This is a genomic window from Streptomyces sp. NPDC012510 (assembly GCF_042955065.1).
Lineage (GTDB): Bacteria > Actinomycetota > Actinomycetes > Streptomycetales > Streptomycetaceae > Streptomyces.
The window spans coordinates 93630-106014 of sequence record NZ_JBIBEN010000028.1 but is presented as its reverse complement, the minus strand read 5'-3'; the positions used below and the strand labels follow the sequence as shown (position 1 = coordinate 106014).

Below are 12385 nucleotides of genomic sequence, written 5' to 3'. Positions count from 1 at the left end.
GGTCGAAGGGGCACAGCCCCTCGGGATGGGAAGGGTAGGGGCGGCGGGGGCGAAGACCCCCGGCGCCCCCAGCCCCTCAGACAGCCATCGTCTCCTTCGCCCCATCCCCACGCCGCTCCGCCGCCTCATCCACCTGATCCGCCGCGTCCACCTCATCCGCCCCGGCAGGCGAACCCCCCGCCCCCCGCAACGGCACCTCCTTCACGAACACCGCGGCCACCAGCGCCACCACAGCCACGACCGCCCCCAGCAAGAACGCCGCATGCGTCCCCGAAGCCACCGCGTACTGGTAAGCCTCCCGCGCGGCCACCGGCAACTTCGCCAGACTCGCCGCGTCCAGCTGCGCCGACTGCTCCGTGACCTTGGACCCCAACGCCCCGGCCCGCTCGGCCATCACGTCCTGCACCCGGCTGTTGAACAGCGCCCCCATGATCGCGACCCCGAAGGACGACCCGAGCGTCCGCGACAGCGTGCTCGTCGACGACGCGACCCCCATGTCCTTCATCTCGACACTGTTCTGCGCGACCAGCATGGTGATCTGCATCAGACACCCCATACCGGCCCCCAGCACGGCCATGAAGACCCCGGACGTCACCCGGCTCGTACCGGTGTCCATCTGTGCCAGCAGGAACAGCCCCACGATCATCAGTCCGCTGCCGACGACGGGGAAGACCTTGTACCGGCCGCTCCCCGTGGTCACCCGCCCGGCCACCATGGAGACCGCGAGCATCGCCCCCAGCATCGGCAGCAGCAACAGCCCGGAGTTGGTCGCGGACGCACCCTGCACGGACTGCTGGTACAGCGGCAGGAAGAGCACCGCCCCGAACATCACGAACCCGGTGACGAACCCGATCACGGCCATCAGCGTGAAGTTCCGGCTCCGGAAGATGTGCAGCGGTATCACCGGCTCCGCCGCCCGCTTCTCCACGATCAGGAACCCGGTCAGCGACACCACGCCGATCGCGGTCAGCTCCATGATGACGGCCGACCCCCAGGCGTACTCGGTCCCGCCCCACGTCGTGACCAGCACGATCGCCGTGATGCCTACGGTCAGCAGCGCCGCGCCCAGGTAGTCGATGGTGCGCGCGGACCGCCCCTCGCGCGACGGCTTCGGCAGATGCAGTACGGCACTGATGGCGATCAGCGCGACGATCCCGAGCGGCAGGTTGATGTAGAAGGACCAGCGCCATCCCCAGTGGTCGGTGATGGAACCGCCGACCAGCGGCCCGGCGATCATGGCGAGGGCCATCACGCCGGCCATCATCCCCTGGTACTTGCCCCGCTCACGCGGCGGTATCAGGTCCCCGATGATCGCCATGACGCCGACCATCAGACCGCCGGCCCCGAGCCCCTGCACCGCCCGGAACCCGATGAGCTGGCTCATGTCCTGGGCCATCCCGCTCAGCGCCGACCCGATCAGGAAGATCACGATCGAGGTCATGAAGATCCTCTTGCGGCCGTACAGGTCGCCGAGCTTGCCCCAGATGGGCGTGGAGGCGGCGGTGGCGAGCGTGTACGCGGTCACAACCCACGACAGATGTTCGAGCCCGCCCAACTCGCCCACGATCGTCGGCATCGCGGTGCCGATGATCATGTTGTCGAGCATCGCGAGCAGCATGGCGATCATGAGCGCCAGCAGCACCACCCGCACACTGCGCGGCTGCGGCCCGTCCGCCTCGGCCCCACCGCTCACTTCCGTCTTCTTCTCCGCTTTCATCGCGGTCCTCCACTCCCCCCGGAGCTCCAAGCCACTTACTTGCCGCCCGGCTAGTTGACTACACTTGAGGAAGCTAGGTCCCTAACTAGCCGGGCGTCAAGTAAGTTCCGTGGGCTTGGTCGAGACTTGACCGACCGACCAGCCCTTCCGTGACGGCGAGGAGTACGAGGATGAGCGGCACGACAGACGAGGGCGCGACGGTCGGCGGCGGGGCGACCGGTCCGATGCCGAAGCGGCAGCGCCGAGGCGATACTCGTCAGCGCATCCAGGAGGTCGCCCTCGAACTCTTCGCGGAACAGGGGTACGAGAAGACCTCGCTACGGGAGATCGCCGAGCGCCTCGATGTGACGAAGGCGGCGCTCTACTACCACTTCAAGACCAAGGAAGACATCCTCATCGGCCTCTTCCAGGATCTGCAGCGCCCGATCGACGAACTGATCGAGTGGGCCGGCACCCAGCCGCGCACCCTCGACACCAAGCGGGAGATCCTCCGCCGCTACAGCGTGGCCCTGGCCGACGTGGCCCCCCTCTTCCGCTTCATGCAGGAGAACCAGGCGACGGTACGCGAACTGAGCGTCGGGGAGACGTTCAAGGACCGCATGATCCGTATGGTCGACGCGATCAAGGAACCGGACGCGGCCCTGACCGACCAGGTCCGCTGCATCAGCGCGCTGTTCAGCATGCACGCCGGGATGCTCTTCCTCCGGGACGTCGAAGGCGACCCCGAGGACAAGCGCGCGGCGGTCCTGGAGGTCGCGATCGATCTGGTGACGCAGGCGCACGGCGGCACCCCGAGTTCTTGAGGCCCACCCGACTGGGATAGACCTTCATAGGCTTTCGGGGACCTCCCGGGCGATCACACACACCGAGGAGACACCGTGGACGCCGAGGAACACACCCGCCCGACCGACGAGGAACGGGCCGAGGCCGATCGCCGACGCCACAGGTTCGCCCTCGTCGTCACGGCGGCGGCGACAGTGGTGATGTTCCTGGTTCTGCTGGTCCTGATCGGCCACTACGAGGACACCCCGATGTGTGGCACCGGCCAGGACTACGGCCCGTGCTGACACGGCACGGGCCCGCAGGGGCACCTCAGACGGTGACGCCCTTGGTCCGCAGGAAGGCGACCGGGTCGACGGCGGAGCCGTAGTTCGCGGTGGTCCGGATCTCGAAGTGCAGATGCGGCCCGCTGGAGTTCCCGGTGTTGCCGGAGAACGCTATACGCTGCCCGGTCTTGACGATCTGCCCGGCCTTCACGTTGACCTTCGAGAGGTGGGCGTACTGCGAGAAGGTGCCGTTGCCGTGCTTGACGACGACGGCGTTGCCGTACGCCGGGCCGTCACCGGCGCCGTTGCCGCCGGCCTTCACGACGGTTCCGCCGTGCGCGGCGACGACGGCCGTGCCGCTCTTCACGGCGAAGTCCTGCCCGCTGTGCTTGGCGGACCACATGTTCCCGGCCTGCGCGAAGCGGGCGCTCAGCTTGTAGCCCTTGACCGGGCTGACCCAGGAGGCCGCCTTCTTGGCGGCGGCGGCCTGGACGGTGCCGGCGCTCACGGCCTGAGCGGCACCCGAGGCCTGGGCACTGTTGGCGGCGGCCGCGACCCCGACCCCCAGCACACCCGAGACCCCCATTCCCGCGGCCACCACGGCGGCCCGGACACGGAGCTGGGACATACGGGGACGGGGAGTGCGAACACGCTGCGACATGGAAATACCTCACGGGGGACGGAGACAAGGACAGTGCCTCGATGGACACCGATTCCACCCGGGGCACATCTGCGACCGCCGGACGGGACAACCTTGGTACCCCGATCCCCCCAAACCGCTCAAACGTGTGACCTACGAAGGAAACTCGTACTCCATATGAAACAACCCTCTTCCGGACACCCACCCCCAAACGGACCCCCACTCGCACCACCCGAACCCTCCCACTATTCCGCGTAGTACGTGACGCAGATCCTGTGCGCCAAGTCACCGGCCAACCGGTTTCGCGAACCCCGTTCTGTGACGCGGACTACGCCCCGCCGGGACGCCTGACGGTGGCGCTGGAGCATCAGCGATTCACCAGGGAGGAATTGCCGGTTCCCGGCTCAAGGACTCGCCGGCCCGAGGAGAACTCTCCCGATGACCCCACCGACGGCCGGAAGACGACACCGTCCTTGGAACCCGGACCGGAAAAGCAAAAGGGGCTGCCCCGGGACCGAAGTCCCGGGGCAGCCCCTTCCGCTCAGGCCGAGCGCAGCGGTTACGCGTCCTTGCTCAGGTTCGGCCCGGCGCCGCCCGCCGCCTGCTCGATCGGCGGGACGTCGGGCAGTGCCGCCTTCTCCTCACCCCGGAAGGTGAAGGTCTGGGACTCGCCCTCGCCCTCGGTGTCCACAACCACGATGTGGCCGGGGCGCAGCTCGCCGAAGAGGATCTTCTCGGAGAGGGTGTCCTCGATCTCGCGCTGGATGGTCCGGCGCAGCGGCCGGGCACCCAGCACGGGGTCGTAACCCTTCCTGGACAGCAGCTCCTTGGCGGACTGGGAGAGCTCGATGCCCATGTCCCGGTCCTTGAGGCGCTCGTCCACCTTGCCGATCATCAGGTCGACGATCGCGAGGATGTCCTCCTGCGTGAGCTGCGGGAAGACGACCACGTCGTCGACACGGTTGAGGAACTCGGGCCGGAAGTGCTGCTTGAGCTCGTCCGAGACCTTGTTCTTCATGCGCTCGTAGTTGGTCTTCTTGTCGCCCGAGGCCGCGAAGCCCAGGTTGAAGCCCTTGGAGATGTCCCGGGTGCCGAGGTTGGTCGTCATGATGATGACCGTGTTCTTGAAGTCCACGACCCGGCCCTGGGAGTCGGTCAGACGACCGTCCTCCAGGATCTGCAGCAGCGAGTTGAAGATGTCCGGGTGGGCCTTCTCCACCTCGTCGAAGAGGACGACGGAGAACGGCTTGCGGCGGACCTTCTCGGTGAGCTGGCCGCCCTCTTCGTAGCCCACGTACCCGGGGGGCGAACCGAAGAGGCGCGAGACAGTGTGCTTCTCGCTGAACTCGGACATGTCGAGGGAGATCAGCGCGTCCTCGTCGCCGAAGAGGAACTCGGCGAGCGCCTTGGACAGCTCGGTCTTACCGACACCGGACGGGCCGGCGAAGATGAACGAACCACCGGGACGCTTGGGGTCCTTCAGACCGGCACGCGTACGGCGGATCGCCTTCGACAGCGCCTTGACGGCGTCGACCTGGCCGATGACCCGCTTGTGGAGCTCGTCCTCCATGCGCAGCAGACGCGAGGACTCCTCCTCGGTCAGCTTGAAGACCGGGATGCCGGTGGCGGTCGCGAGGACCTCGGCGATCAGCTCGCCGTCGACCTCGGCGACGACGTCCATGTCGCCGGCCTTCCACTCCTTCTCCCGCTTGGCCTTGGCGGCCAGGAGCTGCTTCTCCTTGTCGCGCAGGGAGGCGGCCTTCTCGAAGTCCTGCGAGTCGATCGCGGACTCCTTGTCCCGGCGGACACCGGCGATCTTCTCGTCGAACTCGCGGAGGTCCGGCGGCGCGGTCATCCGGCGGATGCGCATCCGGGACCCGGCCTCGTCGATCAGGTCGATCGCCTTGTCCGGCAGGAAGCGGTCCGAGATGTACCGGTCGGCCAGCGTGGCCGCCTGGACCAGGGCCTCGTCCGTGATGGAGACGCGGTGGTGCGCCTCGTACCGGTCACGGAGGCCCTTGAGGATCTCGATGGTGTGCGGGAGCGAGGGCTCGGCGACCTGGATGGGCTGGAAGCGGCGCTCCAGGGCCGCGTCCTTCTCCAGGTGCTTGCGGTACTCGTCCAGCGTGGTGGCGCCGATGGTCTGCAGCTCACCGCGGGCCAGCATCGGCTTCAGGATCGAAGCTGCGTCGATGGCGCCCTCGGCGGCACCCGCACCGACCAGCGTGTGGAGCTCGTCGATGAACAGGATGATGTCGCCGCGGGTGCGGATCTCCTTGAGCACCTTCTTCAGGCGCTCCTCGAAGTCACCGCGGTAGCGGGAGCCGGCGACCAGCGCGCCGAGGTCGAGGGTGTAGAGGTGCTTGTCCTTGAGGGTCTCGGGCACCTCGCCCTTGACGATGGCCTGAGCGAGGCCCTCGACGACGGCGGTCTTGCCGACGCCGGGCTCACCGATCAGGACCGGGTTGTTCTTGGTACGGCGGGACAGCACCTGCATGACCCGCTCGATCTCCTTCTCGCGCCCGATGACCGGGTCGAGCTTGGACTCACGAGCGGCCTGGGTGAGGTTCCGGCCGAACTGGTCGAGGACCAGGGACGTGGAGGGGGTGCCCTCGGCGGGGCCGCCGGCGGTGGCGGTCTCCTTGCCCTGGTAACCGGAGAGCAGCTGGATGACCTGCTGCCGCACCCGGTTGAGATCTGCGCCCAGCTTGACCAGGACCTGGGCGGCGACGCCCTCGCCCTCGCGGATCAGGCCGAGCAGGATGTGTTCCGTGCCGATGTAGTTGTGGCCCAGTTGAAGGGCCTCGCGGAGCGACAGCTCCAGGACCTTCTTGGCACGGGGGGTGAAGGGGATGTGCCCGGACGGGGCCTGCTGCCCCTGCCCGATGATCTCCTCCACCTGCTGGCGGACCGCCTCGAGCGAAATCCCGAGGCTCTCCAGGGCCTTAGCGGCGACACCCTCACCCTCGTGGATCAGGCCCAGGAGGATGTGCTCGGTGCCGATGTAGTTGTGGTTGAGCATCCGGGCTTCTTCCTGAGCCAGGACGACAACCCGCCGCGCGCGGTCGGTGAACCTCTCGAACATCGTTAATCGCTCCTCAGAGCGGTCAGGCAGTAAGGGGACGCTCCCCTCCCTGTCCTTCCGCAGCTTAGTCCCGCAAGCGGGGACCGCTCATTCCAACTGCCGACACCGTCCTTGGCCTCCTGACCCCGAACGCCGACATCTGCTCCAACCCGATGGTGCGAGACGATGTTCCCGCAGGCCAGGCAGTTACCCCCACCATCAGTACGCCGATGGCGAACGCGAGACGGCCTTTCCTGCGTGTCGCCCCCTCCCACTAGGGATGTCTTACCCGTAGGGACTGACACTCCATGCCGGATGCACCGGTTCCCTCCGCTAAGGGCGAACATCCTTGCGTCGCTGCCCACCGTGGAACGCCCCCTTTCCCGGCACTCTTCGCATTCACACCCGTACTCAGCGTAACTCCGGGGTCCTTCATGCGGTTGCTCCTGACATGGCCATCGTCCCCCTTCCCCGCCGACCGCTCGACCCGAGCGACGGATCGGGCGGCATCACCCGCGGTGTTCCGGGTGACATCGCGTGCGACGCGGTGCGGCAGTGGTACGAGAACGATCTCGACTGGGCGACGGTGCCCGGGACGCCCGTACATCTCCTTACGGGGCTGCGCTTCGATGTGCTCGACGTGCCGGCGGAGGCGGGCGTCGCGGCGCTCAGGCATCTGGGCCCCCTCCCGGGGGCGGGATCCCCGGTGGCGGTGCACGGCGGGCGGGCGCTGCTGCTGGTCGCGGCCGGCAGCGCGGAGGAGTTGCCGGGGCTGCTGGAGTGGCTGGACTGGGGCGGCCTGGACCTGGACCTCACAGCCGTCGGAACGGGCGGTCACATGGTGGCGCCGACGCCTCCGGGCGGGGCCGGAAGACTCGGGGGCGTACTGCGGGAGGCCGGATCACAGGGGGCCGCCGAGTGGTTGCGGCCCCCCGAGCCGGGGCGCGAGGTGGAACCCTCGCTGCCGACCATGTCGGCGTTGGGGGGCGGCGGGGGCGCCCCCGACCTCGTGCGTGTGGTGGACACGGTGGCCACACACTGCCACCGCGTCCGGCTGCGGCGCGCGGGCACCCGACCTGCCGCCTTCTCATAGGCCGCTGACCGGCCGTCGGCCGCCCGCCCGTCGGGTCTCAGCCGTTGGCCTTCTCGTAGGCCTCGCGGATGGAGGCGGGGACGCGGCCGCGGTCGTTGACCTCGTAGCCGTTCTCCTTCGCCCAGGCGCGGATGGCCGCGGTGTCCTGGCTGCCGCCGGAAGCGGCACGGGCCTTGCCACGCCCGCCCGCGGCACGACCTCCGGTACGCCGACCACCCTTGACGTAGGGGTCGAGAAGGCCGCGAAGCTTGTCCGCGTTGGCGGTCGTGAGGTCGATCTCGTACGTCTTGCCGTCCAACGCGAACGTCACGGTCTCGTCCGCCTCGCCGCCGTCGAGGTCGTCGACAAGAAGGACCTGAACCTTCTGTGCCACCGGATTTCCTTTCATCGATAACTTCAGGGCCGAGGGCCGGCGGCGTGTGCCGCTGTTTCGCGTCCCCTGTTATATGCAGTACTGCAGTACGTCGGAAAGCAAACCGCTTTTCCAAGAAAAACACAAACCCCTGGGAGAGACCGAGGAGAGGGCGGGGAGCCCGGAGAAGACCGGAAACATGCGCGTTTCGGACATAGGGCACCCGGGCAAGGCCACCCTCACCGGAATATGGCTTGAGGTTCCCGAGGTTCCTTGACGATGCTTGCGGAACCCCGGCTTGCTTGCCGATCCGCGGACGATCACAGATGCAGAAGCATCCGGCTGTTGCCCAAGGTGTTCGGTTTCACTCGTTCGAGACCGAGGAACTCCGCGACGCCCTCGTCATAGGAACGCAGCAGCTCCGCGTAGACATCGGTGTCGACCGGAGTCTCACCGATCTCCACGAAGCCGTGCTTCGCGAAGAACTCCACTTCGAAGGTCAGACAGAAAACCCGGCGAACACCGAGCCAGCGAGCGGTGTGCAGCAACTTCTCCAGCAACTGGTGTCCGACGCCGAGCCCCTTGGCGGCCGGGTCCACCGCGAGAGTGCGGACTTCGGCGAGGTCCTCCCACATCACGTGCAGCGCCCCGCAGCCGACGACCTCGGCGCTGTCGTCCCGCTCCGCGACCCAGAACTCCTGGATGTCCTCGTAAAGCGTGACCGTCGCTTTGTCGAGCAGGATGCGGCGCTGGACGTACGAGTCGAGGAGGCGGCGCACGTGCGGGACATCGCCGGTCCGAGCCCGCCTGACGGTGATGGCTTTTGCGGTGACTTCAGGACTCGTTGCTGGCATGAGTGGACGCTATCGCCCGGGGAGATCAGGGGATTCGCCGGGGGGCCCCTGCGTTTCGCCGGACGATTCGACAGATTCATCGAGGGTTTCGGCAGGGGTTTCGCCGGCGAGGACGGCGGGCGCGGCCGGTTCGGGTTTGGCGGCGGCGGGGCCTTCCACGATGCGTACGGCGTCGGTGAGCGCCTGACGCTGTTCCTCGCTCATCATCCCGAAGAAGGCGACGAGTGCGGCGGCGGGGTTGTCGCTCTGCGACCAGGCCTCGTTCATGAGTGCGGCCGCGTAGGCGGCGCGAGTGGAGACCGCCTCATATCGATAGGCCCGGCCTTCGGCCTCGCGGCGCACCCAGCCCTTCTGATGGAGATTGTCCAGCACGGTCATCACCGTGGTGTACGCGATCGACCGTTCCCGCTGAAGGTCTTCCAGGACTTCTCGAACGGTCACCGGGCGGTTCCACTTCCACACCCGCGTCATGACCGCGTCTTCGAGTTCTCCCAATGGGCGAGGCACAGTTCCGCACACTATCCGGAGAAAGTGAACAAAAAGGGCGTACGACTCGAAAAGTCCACGAGCCGTACGCCGATGAGGCGGGTCGCGTCAGACGCCGGTGCCCTTGGAGGCGGTGTCCGTGGCCTGGCGGGCGCTCTCCACGCGGGCGAGTGCCGCGTCGACGACCGCGTCCTCCTTGGCCTTGTTGGGGCCGCCCTGGGTCTTGACGATCACCCTGATGACGCTGATGAACAGCACGGCCATCACGAAGGGGGGCAGCAGCGCGGAGACGTAGTCCATGGGTCCAGGGTAGCCAGGGCTAGACGGCGGCCAGCTGCTGGGGCGGCCCAGCGGGCGGGGCGGACGGTTTCCGCTTGGGCGGGAAGACCTCGCCGGGGGTGGGGATCGGGCGGCGGGCCGGGCGCGGGGCGTCGGGGCGGGGGACGGGGCCCGGCTTGTCGGCGGGCTCGGCGGGCCGGGACGGCCGGGCGGGCTTCGGCTTGGCCGGCTCGCCTGCGGCGCGCGCGGGGGTGTCCCGCTCCGACAGGCCGCCGGGGAGGGCGGTGAGGCGGAGCCGGGAGCGGGCGGCGGAGCCGGGGCCGGAACCGGAGCTGCCGTAGCGGGAGGCGGGGACGACCACGACGGGGGTGGCCGCGTGCCCCTCCGCGAAACGGACGCGCACGTCCTGCTCGACGAGGGGGCGGCAGCGCTCCAGGAGGGCCGCGGCGGCCGGGTTGCCGCGCAGGGCGCGCAGCGCGGCGAGGTCGTCCGGGTGGAGGCGGTACCCGGAGTCCAGGGCCTGTGTCAGCAGTGCCGCGTAGCCCGTGACCGTGCCGGGGAGCGCGGCGCGGTAGCGGGCGAGGTCGGCCAGCAGGAAGGCCCTCAGACGGGCGGCCTCGCGGGTCGTCTCATCGACGGACTCGGCGAGCCGGAGGCAGTCCTGCACGTCCTTCGCCGAGGCGGGACTGGGGTTGAGGGCGAGGGCGAGGGCACGACGGAGCACACACAGCTCGTCAGCGCCGAACGCCATGCCGCCGCGGGTTCCGTGGGGCGTGGGCATGCGGCGACGATACGCGCTAATCAGACAAAAGGGCGCTGCCGGGCGGGGTGTGGCGTGGGGGACCACCCGGCTGGGGGGATCGGGCGCCGCCCGGCCCTGGGGGGCCGATGAAAAGGCACGGGCGCGGCCCCTGCCTTTCCATGCCTTTTCAGGGGCGCGGGAACTGCGCGAGCAACCACACACCACCCGCATTCGCCGACGCACCCGCACCCGCACCCGCCGCACTCGCACCCGCACTCGCACGCCCGAGCGGTGCGGCGCTGTCAAAGACGCGACACGTTCCGTTCGTACACCAGCCGCAGCCCGATCAGCGTCAGCCACGGCTCGTGCTCGTCGATGACCGAGGACTCGCCCAGCACCATCGGCGCCAGTCCACCGGTCGCTATCACGGTCACGTCCTCGGGGTCATCGGCCAGCTCACGGACCATCCGGCTCACGACGCCGTCGACCTGCCCCGCGAACCCGTAGACGATGCCGGACTGCATCGCCTCGACCGTGTTCTTGCCGATCACGCTGCGCGGTCGGGCGACCTCGATCTTGCGGAGCTGGGCGCCCTTGACGCCGAGGGCGTCGACGGAGATCTCGATACCGGGGGCGATGACGCCGCCGACGTACTCGCCGCGCGCGCTGACCGCGTCGAACGTCGTCGCCGTACCGAAGTCGACGACGACGGCCGGCCCGCCGTACAGCTCGACGGCGGCGACCGCGTTGATGATGCGGTCGGCGCCGACCTCCTTGGGGTTGTCGGTGAGGATCGGCACGCCCGTCTTCACCCCCGGCTCTACGAGGACGGCCGGGACGTCGCCGTAGTAGCGGCGGGTCACCTCGCGCAGTTCGTGCAGCACGGACGGGACGGTGGCGCAGATCGCGATGCCGTCGATGCCGTCGCCCAGCTCCTCGCCGAGCAGCGGATGCATGCCCATGAGGCCCTGGAGCAGGACCGCCAGTTCGTCGGCGGTGCGGCGCGCGTCCGTGGAGATGCGCCAGTGTTCGACGATGTCCTCGCCGTCGAACAGACCGAGGACGGTGTGGGTGTTGCCCACGTCGATGGTCAGCAGCATGGCCCCGTCCCCGCTCTACTCGGCCGCGCGCAGGTCGAGGCCGATGTCCAGGATGGGCGACGAGTGGGTCAGAGCTCCCACCGCGAGGTAGTCGACGCCCGTGTCCGCGTACGCCTTGGCGTTCGTGAGCGTGAGGCGGCCCGAGGCCTCCAGGAGGGCGCGGCCGTCGACGATCGCGACGGCCTCCTCGCACTCGACCGGCGAGAAGTTGTCCAGCAGGATCAGGTCGGCGCCCGCGTCGACGACCTCGCGGAGCTGGTGGAGGGTGTCGACCTCGACCTCGACCGGCACCTCGGGGAACATCGCGCGCACGGCCTCGAAGGCTTGGGCGACACCACCGGCGGCGACCACGTGGTTGTCCTTGACGAGAGCCGCGTCGGACAGCGACATGCGGTGGTTGACGCCGCCGCCGCAGCGGACGGCGAACTTCTCAAGGGACCTGAGGCCCGGCGTCGTCTTCCTCGTGTCGCGCACCTTCGCCTTCGTGCCCTCCAGTGTGTCCGCCCACGCGCGCGTGGCGGTCGCGATGCCGGAGAGGCGGCACAGCAGGTTCAGGGCGCTGCGCTCGGCGGTGAGGAGGTCGCGAGTGGCGCCGGTGACGCTGAGGAGCTTCTGCCCGGCCTCGACGCGGTCGCCGTCGTCGACGTGGCGCTCGACCTCGAACTCGTCGGTGCAGGCCACCGAGAGGACCGCCTCGGCGATTCTCAGGCCCGCCACGACGCCGCCCTCGCGGGCGGTGAAGTCGGCGGTGGCGCGGGCGTCCTCGGGGATGGTGGCGACGGTGGTCACGTCCACGCCGTGGTCGAGGTCCTCCTGGATGGCGACGTTCGCGATGTCCTCGATTTCCACGGGGTCGAGTCCGGCGTCGGCCAGGAGTTGGGCGAGCGCGGGGTCGAGCCCGCACTCGGCGTATGCGTCGTAGCCCTCGCTGCGGCCGTCGTCGGCGCCGCAGGCGCAGCCGTCGCCGCAGCCGCCGCTCTGGGCGAGGGGAAGGTCGGGGGTGCTCACGTCT

The 12385-nt window shown here is 69.0% G+C and carries 13 protein-coding genes; 3 read left to right on the top strand and 10 right to left on the bottom strand.

Annotation, left to right across the window (positions count from 1 at the left end):
* Positions 1 to 76: 76 nt before the first annotated feature.
* Positions 77 to 1717 (bottom strand): DHA2 family efflux MFS transporter permease subunit, encoded by a 1641-nt coding sequence (locus ACFY9I_RS36760; protein WP_391010092.1) that lies wholly within the window; start codon positions 1715 to 1717, stop codon positions 77 to 79.
* A 170-nt stretch (positions 1718 to 1887) separates the two neighbouring features.
* Here ACFY9I_RS36760 and ACFY9I_RS36755 point away from each other — a divergent pair, with 170 nt between their 5' ends.
* Both ACFY9I_RS36755 and ACFY9I_RS36750 read left to right on the top strand, forming a co-directional pair.
* The gene (locus tag ACFY9I_RS36755) at positions 1888 to 2520 is read left to right on the top strand and encodes a TetR family transcriptional regulator (protein WP_391010089.1); all 633 of its coding nucleotides are present in this window, start codon (positions 1888 to 1890) and stop codon (positions 2518 to 2520) included.
* 75 nt (positions 2521 to 2595) lie between these two features.
* A complete protein-coding gene (locus ACFY9I_RS36750; protein ID WP_391010086.1) occupies positions 2596 to 2784 on the top strand; it encodes a hypothetical protein in 189 nt (62 codons plus the stop codon).
* 25 nt (positions 2785 to 2809) lie between these two features.
* Here the strand turns inward: ACFY9I_RS36750 and ACFY9I_RS36745 are convergent, their stop codons facing one another.
* Entirely contained in the window at positions 2810 to 3424 is a 615-nt protein-coding gene (locus ACFY9I_RS36745) for a peptidoglycan DD-metalloendopeptidase family protein (protein ID WP_391010083.1), read from the bottom strand.
* A gap of 538 nt (positions 3425 to 3962) precedes the next feature.
* Positions 3963 to 6488: an AAA family ATPase gene (locus tag ACFY9I_RS36740; protein ID WP_391010080.1), complete on the bottom strand. Its 2526-nt coding sequence runs from the start codon at positions 6486 to 6488 to the stop codon at positions 3963 to 3965.
* Positions 6489 to 6918: 430 nt separating this feature from the next.
* On the opposite strand from ACFY9I_RS36740, the gene ACFY9I_RS36735 reads away from it, so the two are divergent.
* The gene (locus ACFY9I_RS36735) at positions 6919 to 7560 is read left to right on the top strand and encodes an SCO3374 family protein (protein WP_391010077.1); all 642 of its coding nucleotides are present in this window, start codon (positions 6919 to 6921) and stop codon (positions 7558 to 7560) included.
* 37 nt (positions 7561 to 7597) lie between these two features.
* Here the strand turns inward: ACFY9I_RS36735 and ACFY9I_RS36730 are convergent, their stop codons facing one another.
* The 7 genes from ACFY9I_RS36730 to nadC form a co-directional block, all read right to left on the bottom strand.
* Positions 7598 to 7933: an Lsr2 family protein gene (locus ACFY9I_RS36730; protein ID WP_033524724.1), complete on the bottom strand. Its 336-nt coding sequence runs from the start codon at positions 7931 to 7933 to the stop codon at positions 7598 to 7600.
* 299 nt (positions 7934 to 8232) lie between these two features.
* Positions 8233 to 8766 (bottom strand): amino-acid N-acetyltransferase, encoded by a 534-nt coding sequence (locus ACFY9I_RS36725; protein WP_391010073.1) that lies wholly within the window; start codon positions 8764 to 8766, stop codon positions 8233 to 8235.
* A 9-nt stretch (positions 8767 to 8775) separates the two neighbouring features.
* Positions 8776 to 9237, bottom strand: coding sequence for a BlaI/MecI/CopY family transcriptional regulator (locus ACFY9I_RS36720; RefSeq protein ID WP_391010070.1), 462 nt, complete (start codon positions 9235 to 9237; stop codon positions 8776 to 8778).
* Positions 9238 to 9360: 123 nt separating this feature from the next.
* On the bottom strand, positions 9361 to 9552 hold the full coding sequence (locus ACFY9I_RS36715) for a hypothetical protein (protein WP_391010067.1): 192 nt from the start codon (positions 9550 to 9552) through the stop codon (positions 9361 to 9363).
* A gap of 19 nt (positions 9553 to 9571) precedes the next feature.
* Complete coding sequence (locus tag ACFY9I_RS36710; protein WP_391010134.1) at positions 9572 to 10282, bottom strand: hypothetical protein; 711 nt, start codon at positions 10280 to 10282, stop codon at positions 9572 to 9574.
* Between the two features lie 293 nt (positions 10283 to 10575).
* Entirely contained in the window at positions 10576 to 11373 is a 798-nt protein-coding gene (locus ACFY9I_RS36705) for a type III pantothenate kinase (RefSeq protein WP_045562636.1), read from the bottom strand.
* Between the two features lie 15 nt (positions 11374 to 11388).
* Positions 11389 to 12381 (bottom strand): carboxylating nicotinate-nucleotide diphosphorylase, encoded by a 993-nt coding sequence (nadC, locus tag ACFY9I_RS36700; protein ID WP_391010064.1) that lies wholly within the window; start codon positions 12379 to 12381, stop codon positions 11389 to 11391.
* Positions 12382 to 12385 lie beyond the last annotated feature (4 nt).